The sequence below is a fragment of the Pseudomonas sp. KH_017 genome (assembly GCF_057840285.1).
Genome location: NZ_CM174509.1, coordinates 5,881,059 through 5,903,008, shown reverse-complemented (window position 1 = coordinate 5,903,008; position 21,950 = coordinate 5,881,059). Strand labels below are relative to the sequence as shown.

Here is a 21,950-nt window from a genome sequence, read left to right as displayed (position 1 = left end):
GCATCACACCATTCAGCCTGGTGAGCTACAGTTTTCTATGCGCTGATCAAGGGTACGGCACGCTTTCGGGAGCTTTCAGACATTCAGCGCTGACTCATAAAACCCTGTTTTTATGACTGGCCTGAATATGAAGACTTTTGCTCTTCTGGCGCTCTTTACATCAAGCCTTTGGGTATCCACAGGCTTGATGTCTGCCGTTCAGACAAAAGCGTCCGTGGATGATCAGGATTTTTATCGCTGGATAGACTCCGAACAGGGCCGTAGCGCGTCCCTGGAGCAACTGCGGCAACAGTGCGACAAGGTGCTGGATGCCGATAGACACCTCAGCTGTTCGGTGACGGTCTTCGCCAGATTGCTCGAAGCCAAGGCCGCCAACCAACTCCCCGAATACTATCTGGCGATCAAGGCCAAGCATGCCCAGGCGATTGCCGCCAACGCCTATCTGAAGCCTCTGTTCTCCACCTTTGGCAGCAAATCGCTGGCTGTCCTGGCGGCGACCGGCGATTTCTCGGTCAGCGGTTCGGTGCGGCATGAGGTGCTGCCGCTCCATCCGTATGCCGACGACGTCTACATCGCTGAACAAGTGCTGCCATTTATCGAGGTCGGCGCGGCCAATGGTGTCTCGGCGCGTTTTGTACTGGACACCGGCGCACCGCAAACCCGGGTCAACATCGATACTGCGAAACAGATGGGCATCAAGTTGTTGCCCGATGCTTTTTATCGCTACAGCACGTTTTATGGCGAAAAGGGCCTGGCCGCGAGGCTGGGAATTCTCCGGTCGCTGAAAGTCGGCACCCGCGAGTTCAGGAACGTCCTGGTCTTTGTCAGCGACCGGGACAATCTGTTGGGGCTGGATCTGATCAGCAAGCTGGGGCGCTTGAAGATAACCAGCAGAACACTGGAGCTGAATCCGCCGCCTGCCACACGCTGTGATGCGTCGATTGTCATTAGCCGCCTGGATCTCAATCAACGGTTGGTGGTGGCCGCACAGCTGGATCGTCGGGCAACGCAGGCCATCATCGATACCGGAAATGTCGACTACCTGACGGCCTCGTCGCCCGGCAGGCAGCTCAGCGTTGTGCAGGCGCTGACGCCCGGAAGCTCGAGCGTTTCCACCAACGACAACAAGCGTTTCCAACGCTTCGACGGCGTATTGGCCCTGCAAGGCAATACCATGGCGGTCACCTACAAATACTACCCGGGCTTTACCATCCCGCCGTCGCTGATAGCAGGGCAATACGTCCCGTCGATATTGCTCGGATGGCGCGCTTTCAAAGACTTTGAAATGAACCTGGACCTGGATTCGGGTCACTCATGCCTCAATAAAATCTGAACAACTTCGGTGTTTACCCACAATCCCTGTTGGTGGTTCTGTGGATAACATGTTCGCCCCTCGCTACACCCCATACAAATCAAGCCTTGCGAGGCGTCGTTCAAAAAACAACCAGTCTGGTTCGTGGTTTTCCCAAGCTTTTTCAAGGGGATAAGTGCTGCCGTCGATGCAGACTTGCCCCCAATCTCTGTTGGCGCTTCTGTGGATAAGATGTTTGCTATCGGCTGTGGGCCTTATAAACAGCGGCTTTCATGGCTTTGATCAAAAAGTGATCAATTGGTGTATTTGAGCCATGGAATTCCACGCAAACACCGGTTTCTTACGGGTTGTAGCGGTTTTCCACAGAGCCTTCGAAGTTAACCCCAAAGTCTGTTGGCGCTTCTGTGGATAAGGTGTTTGCCATCCTCTGGAAGCCTTGCATTCCGTGCCTTTCAGGCTATAGATCAAAAAACGATCAGTCCGATCATGGAAGCATGCTTCTGGATAAGTCACGGTTTTTCTTTGGGTTTTGTGGAGAAATTTTGCAGCCTTTCCACAGTTGTCCCCAATAGCTGTGGGTGGAGATGTGGATAACTTGTTCGCGGAAGGCTGGGAGGTGCGGCGGGCATAGGCCTGAACGAGATAGATCATATTTCGTACAGTTCTAAATGATCGGGGAAAGTGAGGCCGCTTTCGCGAGCAAGCTCGCTCCCACATTTGTCCGTGTCGTTTACAAAAGTTGTATACGCCACCGATCCATTGTGGGAGCGGGCTTGCTCGCGAAGCTTTTGCTTTTGATTTAACCCTGAACCGGAACCCCTTTGAGGTACGGCGCAGGCTCGGCCCCAAGATTGCTCAGCAGGCGCTCGCTGTACCAGTCCACAAAGTTCACCACACCAAACTCATAAGTCTTGGAGTACGGCCCAGGCTGGTACGCGGTGGAGTTGATGCCGCGCTGGTTCTCTTCGGCCAGGCGACGGTCCTGATCGTTGGTGGCGTCCCAGACCTGGCGCATGCGCTCCACGTCGTAGTCCACGCCTTCGACCGCGTCCTTGTGCACGATCCACTTGGTGGTGACCATGGTTTCCTGGGCGCTGATCGGCCACACGGTGAACACGATGATGTGGTCGCCCATGCAGTGGTTCCACGAGTGCGGCAGGTGCAGGATGCGCATCGAGCCCAGGTCCGGGTTCTGGATGCGGCCCATCAGCTTGGCGCAGCCCTGCTTGCCGTCCATGGTCATCGACACGGTGCCCTTGAGCAGCGGCATGCGCACGATGCGGTTACGCAGGCCGAAGCTGGCGTGGGCGTAAGGGATCTTCTCGGCTTCCCACGCAGCGGCGGAGGCGGCTACGTGGTCCTTGAACGCCTGGTCGGCGCGCGGGTCGGTGACGTCGTCCCATTCCAGCAGGGTTTTCAACAGTTCCGGGTGCGACGCGTTGCAGTGGTAGCACTCGCGGTTGTTTTCCAGCACCAGTTTCCAGTTGGCTTTTTCGAACAAGGTGGTCTGGATCGCCACCTTGGTGTTTTCCATGTCGTACGGTTCCATGTAATGGTTCAGTGTCGACAGGAAGTCATCGATGGCCGGCGGGTTTTCCGCCAGGCTGATGAAGATGTAGCCGCCGGCGGTCTTCACGTTAACCGGCTTGAGGCCGTACTGGTTCATGTCGAAGTCGGCGCCCATTTCGGTGCCGGCGAACAGCAGGCGACCGTCGAGTTCGTAGGTCCACTGGTGGTAGTGGCAGACCAGCTTGGCGACCTTGCCCTTGTCGCTGGTGCACAGGCGCGAGCCACGGTGGCGGCAGACGTTATGGAACGCATGCACCACGCCTTCGGCGCCGCGGATCACGATGATCGGGTTCTTGCCGATCTGCAGGGTCAGGTAGTTGCCCTTGGTCGGGATCTCGCAGGTCATGCCGGCGATCAACCACTCTTTCTGAAAGATTTCCTGCATGTCGATATCAAACAGGCGTTCGTCGGAGTAAAACGGCTGCGGCAGCGAGAACGTGCGCTCGCGCTCTTGCAGCATCTGTGCGGTGGCCTTGCGTGCGGGTTCCAGCGGATCGCCCAGGCTCAGGGTAGTAGTGACGTCCATCGTTTAATCCTCAAGGCCATTCTGTGTGGCCGGCGAAATGTGGCTACGGTTGTGCGACGCAAGACAAAAAACAGCAGTTATCTGTTGAAGCGAGTGTGGGGCCGGCGCTGGCCAGAACCTTATCCATGGGCGACATGGTGCAATCTGTTCCCGACGCGCAAGCCCCGGTAGCTGGGGGCTGGTCGCGATAAGCATGTCAATGTCGCAGATAGGTAAATGGATGGTTCGCGCTATACGCAGAATCGCCAACATGAAGGCCGGCAGTCGGCCGTGGAGATCAGCATGTCCAACAGCTTCCTGAACCCGGTAACCACCCAGACCTGGGCCAATGGTCGACACATCGTCCGTTGCGTCAAAGTCATCCAGGAAACCTGGGATGTGCGCACCTTTTGCTTCATGGCCGACCAGCCGATCCTGTTCTTCTTCAAGCCGGGGCAGTTTGTCACCCTGGAGCTGGAGATTGAAGGCCAGCCGATCATGCGTTCGTACACCATTTCCAGCTCGCCATCGGTGCCGTACAGCTTTTCGGTGACCATCAAGCGCGTGCCGGGCGGCAAGGTGTCCAACTGGTTGCACGACACCCTGCACGAAGGCCAGGAGCTGGCGGTGCACGGGCCGGTCGGGCTGTTCAATGCCATGGACTTCACCGCGCCGAAGGTGCTCTACCTCAGCGGCGGCGTTGGTATCACGCCGGTCATGTCCATGGCGCGCTGGTTCTACGACACCAACGGCAATGTCGACATGGTGTTTATCCACAGCGCCCGTTCGCCTAAAGACATCATTTACCACCGTGAGCTGGAACACATGGCGTCGCGGATCGACAACTTCAGCCTGCACCTGATCTGCGAGAAGCACGGTATGGGTGAGCCCTGGGCCGGTTATCGCGGTTACCTGAACCACAGAATGCTTGAATTGATGGCGCCTGACTTCCTTGAGCGCGAGGTATTCTGCTGCGGCCCGACACCGTATATGAATGCGGTCAAACGCTTGCTGGAAGCCGCTGGCTTCGACATGTCGCGTTATCACGAAGAATCCTTCGGTGCGACCCCGCCAGAGGCGCGCGCTGACGCAGTGGAACACGCCGAACAAGCGGCCGAGGCACCGGAAGTCGACGCCGCGGACTTGCATCAAGTGGAATTCACCGCCTCCGGCAAGAGCATCCGCGTGGCTCCGGGCGAGACCGTGCATGCCGCGGCGGCCAAGGTCGGCCTGATGATTCCGAAAGCCTGCGGCATGGGGATTTGCGGGACTTGCAAGGTGTTGAAGCTGGGCGGCGAAGTTGAGATGGAGCACAACGGCGGGATCACCGAGGAAGACGAAGCGGAAGGGTTCATCCTGTCGTGCTGCAGTGTGCCGAAGGGGGATGTGCGGATCGAATTTTGATAAACACCACGGAACCCTGTGGGAGCGGGCTTGCTCGCGAAGGCGGTGTGTCATTCAACATCAATGTTGACTGATCCGACGCTTTCGCGAGCAAGCCCGCTCCCACATTGAATGGTGTTTCAGTCAATAAACAGATCCGTCATCAGCTTGTCGTTGCTGTCCGGCGCGAACCGATAGTGTTCGAACTCCGTCACACCACTTTCCCGCAGTATCTCCTCATCAATCAGCAAACGCCCGGTCAGGCTGCGCCCGCTGCTGCTCAGAATCACATGAGCGGCATCGGCCATGATCGCAGGCAAGCGCGCATGCTTGAACGATTCCCTCGACCCTAGCTGAAACTCGATGGCCGCTGTGGCAATCATCGTCTGTGGCCATAGCGAGTTGACGCTGATCCCGTAGTTCTTGAATTCCTCACTCATGCCCAAAGTCAGCATGCTCATGCCGTACTTGGTCACGGTGTAGGGGCTGTATTGGGCGAACCACTTGGTGGCCAGGTTCAGCGGCGGGGACAGGTTGAGGATGTGGCCGCCGGACTTCTTCAGGTACGGCAACGCAGCCTGGCTGCACAGCAGAACGGCGCGGGTGTTGATCTGGTGCATCAGGTCGAAGCGCTTGAGTTCGAGGTGCTGGACCCCGGTCAGCTTGATCGCCCCGGCGTTGTTGATCAGTGCATCGATGCCACCGAAATGTTCGTTGGCCTGGGCCAGCGCCGCACGTACGGCATCCTCTTCACGCACATCCACCTGCAAGGCCAGCGCCTTGCCGCCAGCGGCTTCCACTTCCTGGGCCACGCTGAAAATCGTGCCCGGCAGTTTGGCGTGAGGTTCGGCGCTTTTGGCGGCGATCACGATGTTGGCCCCATCGCGTGCGGCCCGCAGCGCAATTTCGCGGCCGATGCCGCGGCTGGCGCCGGTGATGAACAGGGTTTTGCCTTGCAATGACATGCTGACGCTCCTGATTGTTGTTATGTGAGCACAGGCTCGACAAACAATGTAGACGAGGGGCAAGCAACTGGGGGATATGGTGTTGGCTTTTGTGGGAGCGAGCTTGCTCGCGATAGCGGAGTGTCAGTTGACATCAATGTTGGATGTGCTGGCCTCATCGCGAGCAAGCTCGCTCCCACAGGGGGGGGCGGTGTAAACCAGAGTTTTAGTGGGACATCACTTCACGGATATCCCGCGCCAGTTCCCGCACCCGCTCTTCCTCGGTGTCCCACGAGCACATGAAGCGTGCGCCGCCGTTGCCAATGAAGGTGTAGAAGCGCCAGCCCTTGGCGGTCAGTGCGGCGATGGCCGGCTCCGACAATTGCAGGAACACGCCGTTGGCCTGTACCGGGAACATCAGCTCCACGCCGGGAATGTCGCTGACCAGCTCTGCGAGCAATTGCGCACAGTGGTTGGCGTGGTTGGCGTATTTAAGCCAGGCGTCGTTTTCCAGGATCCCGACCCACGGCGCCGACAGGAAGCGCATTTTCGACGCCAGCTGCCCGGCCTGTTTGCAGCGGTAATCGAAGTCTTCGGCCAGTTTGTGGTTGAAGAACAGAATCGCCTCGCCCACCGCCATGCCGTTTTTCGTGCCGCCAAAGCACAACACGTCGACGCCGGCCTTCCAGGTCAGGTCGGCCGGAGTGCAGCCGAGGAATGCGCAGGCGTTGGAGAAGCGTGCGCCGTCCATGTGCAGGTTCAGGCCCAGCTCTTTGCAGGTGGCGCTGATGGCGCGGATTTCGTCCGGGGTGTAGACGCTGCCGACTTCAGTGGCCTGGGTCAGGGTCACGACGCGGGGTTTCGGGTAGTGGATGTCCTGGCGCTTGAGCGCGACCTCGCGGATCGATTCCGGGGTCAGCTTGCCGTTTTCAGTGCGGGCGATCAGCAGTTTGGAGCCGTTGGAGAAGAATTCCGGGGCGCCGCATTCGTCGGTTTCGACGTGGGCGGTTTCCGAGCAGATCACGCTGTGGTAACTCTGGCACAGCGACGACAGCGCCAGCGAGTTGGCGGCGGTGCCGTTGAAGGCAAAAAACACTTCGCAGTCGGTTTCGAACAGTTTGCGGAATCCGTCGGAGGCGCGGGCGGTCCACTCGTCGTCGCCGTATGCGCGCTGGTGGCCGTGGTTGGCCTGTTCCATGGCAGCCCAGGCTTCAGGGCAGATGCCGGAATAGTTGTCGCTGGCGAATTGTTGGCTCTTGTCGGTCATGGCCTGCTTCCGTGGTCGAGATGCCTATGGTGAAGCGTCCCGTGGTCAATGAGGGTGCGCACTGTACCCAAGATCGTCAGGTGGAGCGCACAGGATGTCGCTGTCGGGAAAATACACGGTCGAAGGGCAATTATGCACGTGACGATGCACTTAAAGCAGCGCGACGGAGCACTGGATCTACTCAAGTGGCTGGCGCTGTTGAGTATGGTGCTCGATCACCTGCGATATGTCGGTTATTCCGCCGATCTGTTGTATGTGCCGGGGCGTTTGGCGTTTCCGTGGTTCTGTCTGGCGATGGCGGCCAATCTGGCGCGCAAGCCTGTTGTGGTGAGCGCTGGGCAATGGCGCTATCTGGGGTGGTTGTTGCTGTTTAGCGCGGTGAGTGAAATTCCTTACCGGATGTACATTCCCAATCCCGACACCTTGAACGTGCTGCCCACCCTTGCCCTGGGCTTGTTGGTGATTCGTGGCTGGCAGCAGCCGGTGCTGGCGTCGCGTCTGCTGGCCGTTGGCGCGGTGTTGCTGGCAGGGTATTTCTCCCAGCGATTGATGTTCGGGTTCTTTGGCGTGCTGTTGCCGCTGGCGATGCTGCTGGTACTGCAACGCCCCTGGTACTTCGCACTGTTGGCGGGGTTGGTATGCCTGGCGGCCAATCAGTGGCAGGTGCTGTATCACGCCACTCGCCTGGGCAATGTCGCGGCGATTCCGGCCATCGTCATGTGCCTGATTGCGCCATGGCTCGGGCTGTTCTTGTTGCGACATGCAAAGGGCGTAAAACCACCACCGATGCGGCGCTGGGCGTATGCGCTGTATCCCTTGCATTTCCTGGTGTTGCTCGCAGTGCGACAGGTCATCGCCTGACCCTGTGGGAGCGGGCTTGCTCGCGAAGAAGGCACTGCGGTATTTCAGACAGACCGCGTAATCGTTCTTCGCGAGCAAGCCCGCTCCCACAAGGGATCCATGCTGATTTGAGGTTTGTGTTCGGCATGCCATTTCCCGCCATGTCGTAAACGCACCTTTGCGTGGCGCCCGTAGGCATTTGACGACTCCAAGCCAGTCATACCATCGCTACCAAAGGGCACTGCCGAAACGCCAGTGCCTCACCGAGACGAATGGCGCACCACCGCCGCTGGGAGAGACGCGATGTTCAGCAAGCAAGACCAGATCCAGGGTTACGACGATGCACTGCTGGCGGCGATGAATGCCGAGGAGCAACGTCAGGAAGATCACATCGAGCTGATCGCGTCGGAGAACTACACCAGCAAGCGCGTGATGGAAGCGCAAGGCAGCGGCCTGACCAACAAATATGCCGAAGGCTATCCGGGCAAGCGCTACTACGGTGGCTGCGAGCACGTCGACAAGGTCGAAGCCCTGGCCATCGAGCGCGCCAAGCAACTGTTCGGCGCCGATTACGCCAACGTGCAGCCACACTCCGGTTCTTCGGCCAACAGCGCCGTATACCTGGCCCTGTTGCAAGCCGGCGACACTATCCTCGGCATGAGCCTGGCCCACGGCGGTCACCTGACCCACGGCGCCAAAGTGTCGTCCTCGGGCAAGCTGTACAACGCCGTGCAGTACGGCATCGACACCAAGACCGGTCTGATCGATTACGACGAAGTCGAGCGCCTGGCCGTCGAGTGCAAGCCGAAGATGATCGTTGCCGGCTTCTCGGCCTACTCCAAGACCCTCGACTTCCCGCGCTTCCGCCAGATCGCCGACAAGGTCGGTGCGCTGCTGTTCGTCGACATGGCCCACGTGGCCGGTCTGGTCGCTGCCGGCCTGTATCCGAACCCGCTGCCTTACGCCGATGTGGTCACCACCACTACCCACAAGACCCTGCGCGGTCCGCGTGGCGGCCTGATCCTGGCCAAGTCCAACGAAGAAATCGAGAAGAAGCTCAACGCGGCAGTTTTCCCGGGTGCCCAGGGCGGCCCGCTGATGCACGTGATCGCCGGTAAGGCAGTGTGCTTCAAGGAAGCGCTGGAGCCTGGCTTCAAGGTTTACCAGCAGCAAGTGATCGACAACGCCCAGGCCATGGCCGGCGTGTTTATCAAACGCGGCTACGATGTAGTGTCCGGCGGTACCGACAACCACCTGTTCCTGGTCAGCCTGATCCGTCAGGGCCTGACCGGCAAAGAGGCGGATGCAGCACTCGGTCGCGCCCACATCACTGTGAACAAGAACGCTGTCCCGAACGATCCACAGTCGCCGTTCGTGACCTCCGGCCTGCGCATCGGCACCCCGGCGGTCACCACTCGCGGCTTCAAGGTGACCCAGTGCGTCACGCTGGCCGGCTGGATCTGCGACATCCTCGACAACCTCGGCGACGCCGATGTCGAGGCCAATGTCGCCGAGCAAGTGGCAGCCCTGTGCGCGGACTTCCCGGTTTATCGCTGAGTGCGGTTTTGGAGTAAATGACTATGCAACGCTACTCGGGCTTCGGCCTCTTCAAACACTCTCTCAGCCATCATGAAAACTGGCAGAAAATGTGGCGCACGCCGACTCCTAAAAAGGTCTACGACGTGGTCATCGTCGGTGGTGGCGGGCATGGTCTCGCCACGGCCTACTACCTGGCCAAGGAACACGGCATCACCAACGTGGCCGTGGTCGAGAAAGGCTGGCTGGGCGGCGGTAACACCGCGCGCAACACCACCATCGTTCGCTCCAACTACCTGTGGGACGAGTCGGCGCACCTGTACGAACACGCGATGAAACTGTGGGAAGGCCTGTCCCAGGACCTGAACTACAACGTGATGTTCTCCCAGCGCGGCGTCTACAACCTGTGCCACACCCTGCAGGACATCCGTGATTCCGAGCGTCGGGTCAGCGCCAACCGCCTCAACGGCGTCGACGGTGAGCTGCTCGATGCCAAACAGGTTGCCGACGAGATTCCGTACCTCGACTGCTCCAAGAACACTCGCTACCCGGTGATGGGCGCTACCGTCCAGCGTCGCGGCGGCGTGGCCCGTCACGATGCCGTGGCCTGGGGCTTTGCCCGGGCCGCCGACGCCCTCGGCGTGGACCTGATCCAGCAGACCGAAGTGATCGGTTTCCGCAAGGAAAACGGCGTGTGCATCGGCGTTGAAACCAACAAGGGCTTCATCGGCGCCAAGCGCGTCGGCGTAGTGACCGCCGGTAACTCCGGGCACATGGCCAAGCTCGCCGGTTTCCGCCTGCCGATCGAATCCCACCCGCTGCAAGCGCTGGTGTCCGAGCCGATCAAGCCGATTATCGACAGCGTGATCATGTCCAACGCCGTACACGGTTACATCAGCCAGTCCGACAAGGGCGACCTGGTGATCGGCGCCGGTATCGACGGCTACAACGGCTACGGCCAGCGTGGTTCTTACCCGGTGATCGAGCACACCATCCAGGCCATCGTCGAGATGTTCCCGGTGCTGTCGCGGGTACGCATGAACCGTCAGTGGGGCGGCATCGTCGACACCACGCCGGATGCCTGCCCGATCATTTCGAAAACCCCGGTACCGAACATGTTCTTCAACTGCGGTTGGGGCACCGGCGGCTTCAAGGCCACACCTGGCTCGGGCAACGTGTTTGCCGCGAGCCTGGCCAAGGGTGAAATGCACCCATTGGCCGCACCTTTCTCCATCGACCGTTTCCACAACGGTGCGTTGATCGATGAACATGGCGCTGCTGCGGTCGCCCACTAACAAAGGCCCCATGAAAACTACTGCGCTCGGCAATACGGCGTTAAAAACAGGCTCGAAATGCTCACTTAGTAAACTAAGCTCCGCTTTCTCCCCTGTTTTTGCCTTGTCTTGCCTTCGCTCGCTACGTTTTCACGGCGCTTGATAGGAGAAATCCCCATGTTGCATATCTTCTGTCCTCACTGCGGCGAACTGCGCTCCGAAGAGGAATTCCATGCATCCGGCCAGGCGCACATCCCGCGTCCACTGGATCCGAACACCTGCACCGACGAGGAGTGGGGCGACTACATGTTCTTCCGCGATAACCCGCGCGGTCTGCACCACGAGCTGTGGGATCACGTCGCCGGTTGCCGTCAGTACTTCAACGTCACCCGCGACACCGTGACCTACGAGATTCTCGAAACCTACAAGATCGGCACCAAGCCACAATTCACCGACAAGACCGATAGCCCGAAAGCGGCCAGCACGGCTCTGGGAGAGAAGGTATGAGCCAGATCAATCGCCTGTCCAACGGCGGACGGATCGACCGCAACAAAGTCTTGACCTTCACCTTCAACGGCCAGAACTACAAAGGCTTCGAAGGCGATTCCCTGGCCGCTGCACTGCTGGCCAACGGCGTCGACATCATCGGTCGCAGCTTCAAGTATTCCCGTCCGCGCGGCATCTTCGCTGCGGGCGCTGAAGAGCCGAACGCAGTGCTGCAGATCGGCGCCACCGAAGCCACGCAGATCCCGAACGTGCGTGCCACGCAACAGGCGCTGTATCAAGGCCTGGTCGCCACCAGCACCAACGGCTGGCCGAGCGTGAACAACGACATGATGGGGATTCTCGGCAAGGTCGGCGGCAAGCTGATGCCACCGGGCTTCTACTACAAAACCTTCATGTACCCGCAATCGTTCTGGATGACCTACGAGAAGTACATCCGCAAGGCTGCCGGCCTGGGCCGCTCGCCGACCGAGAACGATCCGGACACCTACGACTACATGAACCAGCACTGCGATGTGCTGATCGTCGGTGCCGGCCCTGCAGGTCTGGCCGCTGCACTGGCCGCTGCGCGCAGCGGTGCCCGTGTGATCCTGGCTGACGAACAGGAAGAGTTCGGCGGCAGCCTGCTCGACTCCCGCGAAAGCCTCGACGGCAAGCCTGCGATGGAGTGGGTGGCCAGCGTCATCGACGAACTGAAGAACACCCCGGACGTGCTGCTGTTGCCGCGCGCAACCGTCAACGGCTACCACGACCACAACTTCCTGACCATTCACGAGCGCCTCACCGATCACCTCGGCGACCGCGCACCGATTGGCCAGGTGCGTCAGCGCATTCACCGGGTCCGCGCCACTCGCGTGGTACTGGCAACCGGCGCTCACGAGCGTCCACTGGTCTACGGCAACAACGACGTGCCGGGCAACATGCTCGCCGGCGCCATCTCGACCTACGTGCGTCGTTACGGCGTGGCTCCGGGCAAGAAGCTGGTGCTGTCGACCAACAACGACCACGCCTACCGCGTTGCCCTGGATTGGCTCGATGCCAGCCTGCAAGTGGTGGCCATCGCCGACGCTCGCAGCAACCCGCGTGGTGCGCTGGTGGAAGAAGCCCGCGCCAAAGGCATCCGCATCCTTACCGGCAGCGCCGTGATCGAGGCCCGTGGCAGCAAGCACGTGACCGCTGCCCGTGTGGCCGCCATCGATGTCAAAGCCCACACCGTGACCAGCCCGGGCGAATGGCTCGACTGCGACGTGGTCGCCAGCTCCGGTGGCTACAGCCCGGTGGTTCACCTGGCTTCGCACCTGGGTGGCAAGCCGATCTGGCGCGAAGACATCCTCGGTTTCGTACCGGGTGAAGCACCGCAGAAACGCGTGTGCGTCGGTGGCATCAACGGCGTCTACGGTCTCGGCGATTCCCTGGCCGACGGTTTTGAAGGCGGCGTTCGCGCTGCTGCCGAAGCCGGCTTCCAATCGGTCGAAGGCGTGCTGCCCAAAGCCCTGAGCCGTCTCGAAGAGCCGACCCTGGCGCTGTTCCAGGTGCCCCACGAAAAGAACACCGCACGGGCGCCGAAGCAATTCGTCGACCTGCAGAACGACGTCACCGCCGCCGCTATCGAACTGGCGACCCGCGAGGGCTTCGAGTCGGTCGAGCACGTCAAGCGCTACACCGCCCTGGGCTTCGGCACCGATCAGGGCAAGCTTGGCAACGTCAACGGCCTGGCCATCGCTGCCCGCTCGCTGAACGTGACCATCCCGCAGATGGGCACCACCATGTTCCGTCCGAACTACACGCCGGTGACTTTCGGCGCCGTGGCCGGTCGTCACTGTGGGCACATCTTCGAGCCGGTGCGTTACACCGCGCTGCATCAATGGCACCTGAAAAACGGCGCCGAGTTCGAAGACGTCGGCCAGTGGAAACGTCCTTGGTACTTCCCGAAGTCCGGTGAAGACCTGCATGCCGCGGTGAAGCGCGAATGCAAAGCTGTGCGCGACAGCGTCGGCCTGCTGGACGCTTCGACCCTGGGCAAGGTCGACATCCAGGGCCCGGATGCGCGTGAGTTCCTCAACCGCGTCTACACCAACGCCTGGACCAAGCTCGATGTGGGCAAGGCCCGTTACGGCCTGATGTGCAAAGAAGACGGTATGGTCTTCGACGACGGTGTGACGGCTTGCCTGGCCGACAACCATTTCGTCATGACCACCACCACTGGCGGCGCCGCTCGCGTACTTCAGTGGCTGGAGCTGTACCACCAGACTGAATGGCCGGACATGAAGGTGTACTTCACCTCCGTCACCGACCACTGGGCGACCATGACCTTGTCCGGGCCGAACAGCCGCAAGCTGCTCGCTGAAGTCACCGACATCGACCTGAGCAACGAAGCCTTCCCGTTCATGACCTGGAAAGAAGGTCTGGTGGGTGGTGTGCCGGCGCGGGTATTCCGGATTTCGTTTACCGGTGAACTGTCGTACGAAGTCAACGTGCAAGCCGACTACGCCATGGGCGTGCTGGAAAAAATCGTCGATGCTGGCAAGAAGTACAACCTGACCCCGTACGGCACTGAAACCATGCACGTGCTGCGGGCCGAGAAGGGCTTCATCATCGTCGGTCAGGACACTGACAGCTCGATGACCCCGGACGACCTGAATATGGGCTGGTGTGTCGGTCGCACCAAACCATTCTCGTGGATCGGCTGGCGTGGCATGAACCGTGAAGACTGTGTGCGTGATCAGCGCAAGCAACTGGTTGGCCTGAAGCCGATCGATCCGAACAAATGGCTGCCGGAAGGTGCGCAACTGGTGTTCAACACCAAGCAAGCCATCCCGATGACCATGGTTGGTCACGTGACTTCCAGTTACCTGCACAACTCCCTGGGCTATTCGTTTGCCATGGGCGTGGTCAAGGGCGGCCTGAACCGCATGGGCGAGCGTGTGTTTGCACCGCTGGCGGATGGCAGCGTGATCGAGGCGGAGATTGTTTCTTCGGTGTTCTTCGATCCGAAGGGCGAACGCCAGAACGTTTGATGGCTTCAAGGCTTGTGGATGGGCAATGACACCGAGTCGGCCCATTCGCGAGCAAGCCCGCTCCCACAGGGGAATGCGGTCGAATGTGGGAGCGGCGGTGCGACGATTCGCCTTGCTCGCGAAGGCGGCGGTACAGCCACCACAAGGGCCGGAACCAACAGAATTCAGGAAAGGTGCTTTATGACCGCAGCCAATGTTTACCAACAACGCCCAACCTCCGGGGCCAAGGCCGAGTCGTCGCTGCATCACGCCGACCTCGCCAGCCTGGTGGGCAAGGGTCGCAAGAACGCCGGCGTGATCGTGCGTGAGAAAAAACTCCTCGGCCACCTGACCATCCGGGGCGATGGCCACGACGCGGCATTCGCCGCAGGCGTGCACAAGGCCCTGGGCATCGAATTGCCTGGCGCGCTGAGCGTCATCGTCAAAGGCGAAACCAGCCTGCAATGGATGGGGCCGGATGAGTGGCTGCTGATCGTGCCGACCGGTGAAGAACTGGCCGCCGAGCAAAAACTGCGCGAAGCGCTGGGCGATTTGCACATTGCAATCGTCAACGTCAGCGGTGGCCAGCAAGTCCTCGAACTGAGCGGCCCGAACGTGCGCCAGGTGCTGATGAAATCCACCAGCTACGACGTGCACCCGAACAACTTCCCGGTGGGCAAAGCCGTCGGCACGGTGTTCGCCAAGTCGCAACTGATGATCCGTCACACCGCCGAAGACACCTGGGAACTGCTGATTCGTCGCAGCTTCTCGGATTACTGGTGGCTGTGGCTGCAGGATGCAGCGGCTGAATACGGCCTCAGCGTCCAGGCTTGACTACCGATCAACTGTAGGAGCGAGCTTGCTCGCGAAAAACGTCAACGATAACGCGTGCTTCCTGATTTAACGCGTCGTCCTGAAGTCCTTCGCGAGCAAGCTCGCTCCTACAGGAGGCATCTCCCGTTTTCAAAGGAGTCACCGCACTATGAGCCGCGCCCCAGACACATGGATTCTGACCGCCGACTGCCCCAGCGTGCTCGGCACCGTGGACGCGGTGACCCGCTTTCTGTTCGAGCAGGGCTGCTACGTCACCGAGCACCATTCCTTCGATGACCGGCTCTCGGGCCGATTCTTCATTCGTGTGGAGTTCCGCCAGCCTGACGGTTTCGACGAGCAGTCCTTCCGCGCGGGCCTCGCCGAGCGCGGTGAAGCCTTTGGCATGATCTTCGAACTGACCGCGCCGAACTACCGGCCGAAAGTGGTGATCATGGTTTCCAAGGCCGATCACTGCCTCAACGACTTGCTCTATCGCCAGCGCATCGGCCAGTTGTCGATGGACGTGGCCGCCGTGGTCTCCAACCACCCGGACCTCAAGCCACTGGCTGACTGGCACCAGATTCCGTACTACCACTTCCCGCTGGATCCGAACGACAAACCGTCGCAAGAGCGTCAGGTGTGGCAGGTCATCGAAGAATCCGGCGCCGAACTGGTGATCCTTGCGCGCTACATGCAAGTGCTGTCGCCGGAACTGTGCCGCAAGCTCGATGGCAAGGCGATCAACATTCATCACTCCCTGCTGCCGGGTTTCAAGGGCGCCAAGCCCTATCACCAGGCCTACAACAAGGGCGTGAAACTGGTGGGCGCCACGGCGCATTACATCAACAACGACCTGGATGAAGGCCCGATCATTGCCCAGGGTGTGGAGGCAGTGGACCACAGCCATTACCCGGAAGATTTGATCGCCAAGGGGCGGGATATCGAAGGGCTGACCCTGGCCAGGGCCGTTGGGTATCACATTGAGAGAAGAGTGTTTTTGAACGCCAATCGTACGGTTGTTCTTTAAATCGCCATCGCGAGCAAGCTCGCTCCCACAGGGTTTTGTGTCGTTTACAAACCTAGTGTCCGCCCCGGTCCACTGTGGGAGCGAGCTTGCTCGCGATGGGACCCTTACAAGCAACACAAGACACACAGGCAATAACCCGAGTACTTAACGCGCTGCCTGCCTGGGCAACGCGGTTTCATAAAAACAACAGCGAGGTGAAAGCATGTCTGGCAATCGTGGTGTGGTGTATCTCGGCGCTGGCAAGGTCGAAGTGCAGAGTATTGATTATCCGAAAATGCAGGACCCGCGCGGCAGGAAGATTAACCACGCCGTCATCCTGCGTGTGGTTTCCACCAACATCTGTGGTTCCGACCAGCACATGGTGCGCGGGCGTACCACGGCGCAAACCGGCCTGGTGCTGGGCCACGAGATAACTGGCGAAGTGATCGAGAAGGGCAGCGACGTCGAGAACCTGAACATCGGCGACCTGGTGTCCGTACCGTTCAACGTGGCTTGCGGGCGCTGCCGTTCCTGCAAAGAAATGCACACCGGTGTTTGCCTGAGCGTCAACCCGGCGCGTCCGGGTGGTGCTTATGGTTACGTCGACATGGGCGACTGGACCGGTGGTCAGGCCGAATACGCCATGGTGCCGTACGCCGACTTCAACCTGCTGAAACTCCCGGATCGCGACCGGGCCATGGAGAAAATCCGCGACCTGACCTGCCTCTCCGACATCCTGCCGACTGGCTATCACGGCGCAGTGACCGCTGGTGTCGGCCCGGGTAGCACCGTGTACATCGCTGGTGCCGGTCCGGTCGGTCTGGCGGCGGCCGCATCCGCTCGCCTGCTGGGTGCGGCGGTGGTGATCATCGGTGACGTCAACACCGTTCGCCTGGCCCACGCCAAGGCGCAGGGTTTCGAAATCGCCGACCTGTCACTCGATACCCCGCTGCACGAACAGATCGCCGCACTGCTGGGCGAACCGGAAGTGGATTGCGCCATCGACGCCGTAGGCTTCGAAGCCCGTGGCCATGGCCATGACGGCGTGAAACACGAAGCTCCGGCCACCGTGCTCAACTCGCTGATGGGCGTGGTGCGTGTGGCAGGCAAGATCGGCATCCCCGGCCTCTACGTGACCGAAGACCCGGGCGCTGTCGACGCTGCCGCGAAAATGGGCAGCCTGAGCATCCGCTTCGGCCTGGGCTGGGCCAAGTCCCATAGCTTCCACACCGGCCAGACCCCGGTGATGAAGTACAACCGCCAGTTGATGCAGGCGATCATGTGGGACCGCATCAACATCGCCGAAGTGGTGGGCGTTCAGGTGATCAGCCTGGATCAGGCGCCGCAGGGTTATGGCGAGTTCGATGCCGGCGTGCCGAAGAAGTTTGTGATCGATCCGCACAAGATGTTCAGCGCGGCGTAAGTCTTTGCGTAATACAAAACGGCGACCTTCGGGTCGCCGTTTTTGTTTGGATATCTTTTTCAAACGGCTGCCAGGGTTCCTGATTCAATACCGGCCCCGCCGGGCGCTCAGTCGTGCCATTCATCGCGTGGCATCCGGTGTTTCACGTTTCATCTACCTGACCTGTGTAAAAACGGATGCGCGGCAAGGAACATGATTGAGGATGCCCGGTCAAACCGGGAGTTTTACCGCCGGTTTTCGGATGGTTTCATGGCACAAGAGGATGTCTGGATGAAGATTTCACGCGGTATTGCACTGGCTTCGCTGTTGGCACTGTCCGCCAGCCCGGCTTTTGCACAGTTCAGCCTGAACGACGCGGCCAATGCGATTTCGGGCATGAAGGGCGGTGACGCGGCCGCGACTGCCGAACCGACGCCGCAGACAGCCGACCTGCTAAGCACCCTCAGTGAATTGAACATCACGCCACAACAAGCCATCGGCGGCGCCGGGGCGATGCTGGGGCTGGCGAAGAACCAGTTGAGTTCGAACGACTACTCGGAACTGGCCAAAAGCGTACCGGGCATCGACATGCTCTCGGGCGGCGGTGAGTTGGGTGCACTGGCCGGTCTGCTCGGCTCCAGTGGCAAAGCTGCAGGACTGGACAATGCCCTGGGTAACGTCAAGAACACCAACGACCTGAACAACGCCTTCAGCGCCCTGGGCATGGACAGCGGCATGATCGGCCTGTTTACCCCGGTGCTCCTGCAATACCTCGGCCAGCAGGGTGTCGGCGGTTCGCTGCTGAGCAGCCTGGGCGGGATCTGGGGTGCCGGCACTGGTAGCTGATTCAGCGGCGCCCGGCGCGCAAGGCGTCGATGCGCTGATCCTTCTCGATCCAGAGCTGGTTGACCCAGTTCCGGGTTTTTTCGCGAAACAGCGGATCGTTTTCGTAATCGCCCTGCCACAACGCCGGGTCGAGTTCGCGGGTCTGGATATCGATGATAACCCTCGGCACATTGCCGCTGATCAAGTCCCAGAACCCCGGAATCTTCTGCTGCGGGTAAACCACCGTCACATCGAGAATCGCGTCCAGCTGTTCGCCCATCGCTGCCAGCACAAACGCCACGCCGCCGGCCTTGGGCTTGAGCAGGCGATTGAACGGTGACTGTTGCCGGGCAGATTTAGCTGCCGTGAAGCGAGTGCCTTCGAGGTAATTGACCACCGTCACCGGTTGGCGCTTGAACAGCTCGCAAGCTTGTTTGGTGATCTCCAGATCCTTGCCGGCCAGTTCCGGGTGTTTGGCCAGGAAGGCTTTGCTGTAGCGCTTCATGAACGGGTAATCCAGCGCCCACCACGCCAGGCCCAGGAAGGGCACCCAGATCAGTTCTTTCTTGAGGAAGAATTTGAAGAACGGCGTACGCCGGTTCAGCGTCTGGATCAGCGCCGGGATGTCGACCCAGGATTGATGGTTGCTGATCACCAGATATGAAGTGTCGCGACGCAGATCGTCACCGCCACGGATGTCCCATTGGGTAGGGATACAGACACGGAAGATCAGCTTGTCGATCTCGGACCAGGTCTCGGCGATCCACATCACCGACCAGGAGGCGTAATCGCGAAAGCGGCCGGGCAGGACCAGTTTGAGCAGGGCAAACACCATCAACGGCCCGATCAGGAACAGGGTATTGAGCACAAGCAGCAGGGTCACGAAACAGCCGGTGAGCAGGCGGCGCATAAGTCACTCGTGGAAACGGTTGGGCGCGTCATGATAAGCAGCTTCGGGTGGCAGGCCAAATCGGTGCTGACGAATGTTTCACTTTTGGGTCGGTAACCTTGTGGGAACGATCAAGCGAACGACGGTCTAAAATCCGACTGCTCACTCTCATGGAAACCCATTACGTGAAATCCCTCATTGCAGTGCTCTCCCTCATCGCCCTGCCGGTCATGGCCGCCGAGCCGACCCTCTATGGGCGTTACGAATACATCGCCCTGCCGGAAATCGGCGGGCAGGTCCTCAAGGCGAAAATGGACACCGGCGCCCTGACCGCGTCGCTGTCGGCCAAGGACATCGAAACCTTTACCCGCGATGGTGAAGAATGGGTGCGCTTCCGCTTGGCCACCAAGGACGCGAGCAACAAGGTCTACGAGCACAAGGTCGCGCGCATCAGCAAGATCAAGACCCGTTCCGAAGAGGAAGAGGAAGACAGTGAAGTGATCGCACCCACCAAGCGTCCGGTGGTCGATCTGGAGCTGTGCCTGGGTAACGTCAAGCGCACGGTCGAGGTCAACCTGACTGACCGCAGCAGCTTCAACTACCCGTTGCTGATTGGCGCGAAGGCGTTGCGTGAGTTTGGGGCGGCGGTGAATCCGGCTCGGCGGTTTACGGCCGACAAGCCGGATTGCTGATCTTTTGAAGGCTTAAACCTTCGGCATCGTCGCAATCATCGAAGGCCGCTGACTCACCTCGAAATACCACGCTGCAAGTTGCGGATTCGCTGTGCGCCAGTCCAGATCCGGATGGCGCAGGTCCAGGTAACCCAGTGCACAGGCCACGCTGATCGCGGCTACGTCGAAGTGGCAGGTCAGCTCGGCAATCGCGTCCTTTTCCAGCAATGCCAGGGCGCGACGGATCTTGTCGCGCTGGCCGTCGAGCCATTCGTCCCAGTGTTTCTCCGGGGCGCGCAGGGCGACTTCGTAGCGCACCAGTACGGCCGCGTCCATGATCCCGTCGGCCAGCGACGCGAGGGTCAGGCGCCGCCAGCGGGCCGAACCTTCGCGGGGGATCAGCGGGTTGCCGACGTGCTGGTGGTCGAGGTAGTCGAGGATGACCCGGCTGTCGTGGATGATGTTGCCGTCGGCCAGGCGCAGTGCCGGGATTTTGCTCAGCGGGTTATCTTCGATCAGGGTCAAGTCCGGATTGACCGGGGTGAGCACGCTGGTCTGCAACGCCACGCGGTTTTGCTGGCCGGTTTCGTGCAGCAGCACCATGACTTTGCGAACGAAGGGAGAGAGCGGGTTGTGGTACAGGGTCATGCTCGGGGCGGACATGGCAGTGTCTCGGTCGGTGGCAGTGTCGGGCAGCATAGCGCGTTGGGGCATTACCTCAAACCGAACCCTGTGGGAGCGGCGGTGCGACGATTCGACTTGCTCGCGAAAGCGGTGTGTCAGCCAACATTGATGCTGAGGCTGACGGCCTCTTCGCGAGCAAGCCCGCTCCCACAAGGGATCAGCGGTGTTGCAGGAGGCCGCGTAGGGCTAGCACAGCCGGGATGCCCAGCCCCAACCAGCTCAGCGAATCCCAAACACCATCCCCGAGCAACGCGGCAAACAACCCAGCCGCGCCAAGCACCGCGATGACGGTCGGAACGGCAAACACTTTCCAGAAGTTCGACTGCCGGGGCTTCATGCCACGCTCTCCGCTTTTTCCAGCACCGGCCTGGCAGCCTTGCGCCGTACCACCCACAGGTAGACCCCGCTGCCGAGCACGATGATGGTCAGCACATCCAGGGTCGCCCAGAGGATCTTCATCGGCATGCCGCCGTAGTCACCGAAGTGCAGCGGTTGCGACATGCCCATGGCGTCCATGTACCACGGTCGTTCGGCCACGGCAGTGACTTGCAGGGTGCTGGCGTCGATCAGTACCGGCGTCAGCAGGTGCGAGGTCAGGTGCGTGCTGCCTTTCATGAACACCGCGTAATGGTGCTCGCTGGAAAACCGCGTGCCGGGGAAGGCGATGAAGTCTGGCTGCATGCCCGGCGCAACGTCCCTGGCGATGTCGAGCAGACGGGTGGCCGGCGCCCGTTGCGTCAGCGGTGGCGCATCGCGGTACGGTGCGATCATCGCGCTCAGGCTGTCGTTGCGCCAGGCGGCAATGATCAGGTCGGCGCAGGCACTGATCACACCCGTCACGCCGACCACCAGGGCCCAGGTCAACGTCACCACACCGATCAGGTTATGCAGGTCGAGCCAGCGCAGGCGCGCGGATTTGTCCTGGCGCACGGTGGCGAACTTCAAGCGGCGCATGAACGGCAAGTACAACACCGTGCCGGAAACGATCGCCACCACGAACAGAATCCCCATGAACGCCAGCAGCAACTTGCCCGGCAAGCCGGCGAACATGTCCACGTGCAGGCGCAGCATGGTCATCATGAAACCGCCGTTGGCCGATGGCGTCTCCAGCGCTTCGCCGGTACGGGCGTCGAGCATGAAGGTATGGGACGAGTTCGGCTCGGTGCCCGCGGTCGCGGCCATGATGGTCAGCACCGCGTTGGGCTCATCGTCCTCGAAGCCGAAATACTGCATGACTTCGCCGGGGCGATGCTTCTCGGCCGCTTCCACCAACTGCTGCAAATTCAGGCGCGGGGTGTCCGCCGGCATTTCCTTCACATCAGGCGCATCGCCCAGCAAGTGGTCGATCTCGTGGTGAAAGATCAACGGCAGGCCGGTCAGTGCCAGCAGCAACAGGAACACCGTACAAATCAGGCTGGTCCAGGTATGAACAGCGGACCAGCGGCGAATTGTTTTACTTTTCATTTCATAGCCTTCAGAAAAACCAAAGCCGCCCACAAAGGACGGCCTGGTCATTGGGCGTGTCAGCTC

At 60.4% G+C, this 21,950-nt stretch carries 19 protein-coding genes; 12 read left to right on the top strand and 7 right to left on the bottom strand.

Annotated features, from left to right (window positions below):
- The first annotated feature begins 127 nt into the window (after window positions 1-127).
- Window positions 128-1,333, top strand: a complete 1,206-nt coding sequence (locus tag AC3IT6_RS26940; RefSeq protein ID WP_489353649.1) for a retroviral-like aspartic protease family protein — start codon at window positions 128-130, stop codon at window positions 1,331-1,333.
- 778 nt (window positions 1,334-2,111) lie between these two features.
- Here the strand turns inward: AC3IT6_RS26940 and gbcA are convergent.
- The gene (gene gbcA / locus AC3IT6_RS26935) at window positions 2,112-3,407 is read right to left on the bottom strand and encodes a glycine-betaine demethylase subunit GbcA (protein ID WP_489353648.1); all 1,296 of its coding nucleotides are present in this window, start codon (window positions 3,405-3,407) and stop codon (window positions 2,112-2,114) included.
- A gap of 282 nt (window positions 3,408-3,689) precedes the next feature.
- Between gbcA and gbcB the strand changes: the two genes are divergently transcribed.
- The gene (gene gbcB / locus AC3IT6_RS26930) at window positions 3,690-4,790 is read left to right on the top strand and encodes a glycine-betaine demethylase subunit GbcB (protein ID WP_489353647.1); all 1,101 of its coding nucleotides are present in this window, start codon (window positions 3,690-3,692) and stop codon (window positions 4,788-4,790) included.
- Window positions 4,791-4,909: 119 nt separating this feature from the next.
- On the opposite strand, the gene AC3IT6_RS26925 is transcribed toward gbcB, so the two are convergent.
- Complete coding sequence (locus AC3IT6_RS26925) at window positions 4,910-5,734, bottom strand: SDR family oxidoreductase (RefSeq protein WP_489353646.1); 825 nt, start codon at window positions 5,732-5,734, stop codon at window positions 4,910-4,912.
- 205 nt (window positions 5,735-5,939) lie between these two features.
- Window positions 5,940-6,980, bottom strand: a complete 1,041-nt coding sequence (locus AC3IT6_RS26920) for a threonine aldolase family protein (protein ID WP_056726578.1) — start codon at window positions 6,978-6,980, stop codon at window positions 5,940-5,942.
- 144 nt (window positions 6,981-7,124) lie between these two features.
- Here AC3IT6_RS26920 and AC3IT6_RS26915 point away from each other — a divergent pair, with 144 nt between their 5' ends.
- The 9 genes from AC3IT6_RS26915 to AC3IT6_RS26875 all read left to right on the top strand — a co-directional run bounded on the left by AC3IT6_RS26915 (window position 7,125) and on the right by AC3IT6_RS26875 (window position 18,197).
- Complete coding sequence (locus AC3IT6_RS26915; RefSeq protein ID WP_489356684.1) at window positions 7,125-7,841, top strand: TraX family protein; 717 nt, start codon at window positions 7,125-7,127, stop codon at window positions 7,839-7,841.
- A gap of 282 nt (window positions 7,842-8,123) precedes the next feature.
- Window positions 8,124-9,377 (top strand): serine hydroxymethyltransferase, encoded by a 1,254-nt coding sequence (glyA, locus tag AC3IT6_RS26910; protein ID WP_046039380.1) that lies wholly within the window; start codon window positions 8,124-8,126, stop codon window positions 9,375-9,377.
- Window positions 9,378-9,400: 23 nt separating this feature from the next.
- Window positions 9,401-10,651, top strand: coding sequence for a sarcosine oxidase subunit beta (locus AC3IT6_RS26905; protein WP_007947735.1), 1,251 nt, complete (start codon window positions 9,401-9,403; stop codon window positions 10,649-10,651).
- 156 nt (window positions 10,652-10,807) lie between these two features.
- The gene (locus AC3IT6_RS26900) at window positions 10,808-11,137 is read left to right on the top strand and encodes a sarcosine oxidase subunit delta (protein ID WP_046039383.1); all 330 of its coding nucleotides are present in this window, start codon (window positions 10,808-10,810) and stop codon (window positions 11,135-11,137) included.
- Window positions 11,134-14,151, top strand: coding sequence for a sarcosine oxidase subunit alpha (locus tag AC3IT6_RS26895; RefSeq protein WP_489353645.1), 3,018 nt, complete (start codon window positions 11,134-11,136; stop codon window positions 14,149-14,151). Before AC3IT6_RS26900 ends, AC3IT6_RS26895 begins: the two co-directional genes overlap by 4 nt.
- 180 nt (window positions 14,152-14,331) lie before the next feature.
- Window positions 14,332-14,964 (top strand): sarcosine oxidase subunit gamma, encoded by a 633-nt coding sequence (locus AC3IT6_RS26890; RefSeq protein ID WP_489353644.1) that lies wholly within the window; start codon window positions 14,332-14,334, stop codon window positions 14,962-14,964.
- A 148-nt stretch (window positions 14,965-15,112) separates the two neighbouring features.
- The gene (gene purU, locus AC3IT6_RS26885) at window positions 15,113-15,970 is read left to right on the top strand and encodes a formyltetrahydrofolate deformylase (RefSeq protein WP_007981374.1); all 858 of its coding nucleotides are present in this window, start codon (window positions 15,113-15,115) and stop codon (window positions 15,968-15,970) included.
- Window positions 15,971-16,172: 202 nt separating this feature from the next.
- A complete protein-coding gene (gene fdhA / locus AC3IT6_RS26880) occupies window positions 16,173-17,372 on the top strand; it encodes a formaldehyde dehydrogenase, glutathione-independent (protein ID WP_150756169.1) in 1,200 nt (399 codons plus the stop codon).
- Window positions 17,373-17,642: 270 nt separating this feature from the next.
- The gene (locus AC3IT6_RS26875) at window positions 17,643-18,197 is read left to right on the top strand and encodes a DUF2780 domain-containing protein (RefSeq protein WP_489353643.1); all 555 of its coding nucleotides are present in this window, start codon (window positions 17,643-17,645) and stop codon (window positions 18,195-18,197) included.
- A 1-nt stretch (window position 18,198) separates the two neighbouring features.
- On the opposite strand, the gene yihG is transcribed toward AC3IT6_RS26875, so the two are convergent.
- Entirely contained in the window at window positions 18,199-19,086 is an 888-nt protein-coding gene (yihG, locus tag AC3IT6_RS26870; RefSeq protein ID WP_489353642.1) for a 1-acylglycerol-3-phosphate O-acyltransferase, YihG family, read from the bottom strand.
- Between the two features lie 164 nt (window positions 19,087-19,250).
- Here yihG and rloA2 point away from each other — a divergent pair, with 164 nt between their 5' ends.
- Window positions 19,251-19,757: a retropepsin-like aspartic peptidase RloA2 gene (rloA2, locus tag AC3IT6_RS26865; protein ID WP_489353641.1), complete on the top strand. Its 507-nt coding sequence runs from the start codon at window positions 19,251-19,253 to the stop codon at window positions 19,755-19,757.
- Window positions 19,758-19,769: 12 nt separating this feature from the next.
- On the opposite strand, the gene AC3IT6_RS26860 is transcribed toward rloA2, so the two are convergent.
- The 3 genes from AC3IT6_RS26860 to AC3IT6_RS26850 form a co-directional block, all read right to left on the bottom strand.
- Entirely contained in the window at window positions 19,770-20,399 is a 630-nt protein-coding gene (locus tag AC3IT6_RS26860; RefSeq protein WP_489353640.1) for a glutathione S-transferase family protein, read from the bottom strand.
- A gap of 178 nt (window positions 20,400-20,577) precedes the next feature.
- Entirely contained in the window at window positions 20,578-20,757 is a 180-nt protein-coding gene (locus AC3IT6_RS26855) for a hypothetical protein (protein WP_489353639.1), read from the bottom strand.
- The gene (locus AC3IT6_RS26850; RefSeq protein ID WP_489353638.1) at window positions 20,754-21,884 is read right to left on the bottom strand and encodes a PepSY-associated TM helix domain-containing protein; all 1,131 of its coding nucleotides are present in this window, start codon (window positions 21,882-21,884) and stop codon (window positions 20,754-20,756) included. The genes AC3IT6_RS26855 and AC3IT6_RS26850 overlap by 4 nt, the downstream gene beginning before the upstream one ends.
- Between the last annotated feature and the right edge of the window lie 66 nt (window positions 21,885-21,950).

Coding starts and splice junctions, on each gene's coding strand:
- AC3IT6_RS26860 (WP_489353640.1), bottom strand. CDS start 20,399: ATGTCCGCCCCGAGCATGACCCTGTACCACAACCCGCTCTCTCCCTTC.
- AC3IT6_RS26875 (WP_489353643.1), top strand. CDS start 17,643: ATGAAGATTTCACGCGGTATTGCACTGGCTTCGCTGTTGGCACTGTCC.
- AC3IT6_RS26855 (WP_489353639.1), bottom strand. CDS start 20,757: ATGAAGCCCCGGCAGTCGAACTTCTGGAAAGTGTTTGCCGTTCCGACC.
- gbcB (WP_489353647.1), top strand. CDS start 3,690: ATGTCCAACAGCTTCCTGAACCCGGTAACCACCCAGACCTGGGCCAAT.
- glyA (WP_046039380.1), top strand. CDS start 8,124: ATGTTCAGCAAGCAAGACCAGATCCAGGGTTACGACGATGCACTGCTG.
- AC3IT6_RS26905 (WP_007947735.1), top strand. CDS start 9,401: ATGCAACGCTACTCGGGCTTCGGCCTCTTCAAACACTCTCTCAGCCAT.
- AC3IT6_RS26900 (WP_046039383.1), top strand. CDS start 10,808: ATGTTGCATATCTTCTGTCCTCACTGCGGCGAACTGCGCTCCGAAGAG.
- AC3IT6_RS26915 (WP_489356684.1), top strand. CDS start 7,125: ATGCACTTAAAGCAGCGCGACGGAGCACTGGATCTACTCAAGTGGCTG.
- purU (WP_007981374.1), top strand. CDS start 15,113: ATGAGCCGCGCCCCAGACACATGGATTCTGACCGCCGACTGCCCCAGC.
- AC3IT6_RS26925 (WP_489353646.1), bottom strand. CDS start 5,734: ATGTCATTGCAAGGCAAAACCCTGTTCATCACCGGCGCCAGCCGCGGC.
- AC3IT6_RS26940 (WP_489353649.1), top strand. CDS start 128: ATGAAGACTTTTGCTCTTCTGGCGCTCTTTACATCAAGCCTTTGGGTA.
- AC3IT6_RS26895 (WP_489353645.1), top strand. CDS start 11,134: ATGAGCCAGATCAATCGCCTGTCCAACGGCGGACGGATCGACCGCAAC.
- AC3IT6_RS26850 (WP_489353638.1), bottom strand. CDS start 21,884: ATGAAAAGTAAAACAATTCGCCGCTGGTCCGCTGTTCATACCTGGACC.
- AC3IT6_RS26890 (WP_489353644.1), top strand. CDS start 14,332: ATGACCGCAGCCAATGTTTACCAACAACGCCCAACCTCCGGGGCCAAG.
- yihG (WP_489353642.1), bottom strand. CDS start 19,086: ATGCGCCGCCTGCTCACCGGCTGTTTCGTGACCCTGCTGCTTGTGCTC.
- fdhA (WP_150756169.1), top strand. CDS start 16,173: ATGTCTGGCAATCGTGGTGTGGTGTATCTCGGCGCTGGCAAGGTCGAA.
- gbcA (WP_489353648.1), bottom strand. CDS start 3,407: ATGGACGTCACTACTACCCTGAGCCTGGGCGATCCGCTGGAACCCGCA.
- AC3IT6_RS26920 (WP_056726578.1), bottom strand. CDS start 6,980: ATGACCGACAAGAGCCAACAATTCGCCAGCGACAACTATTCCGGCATC.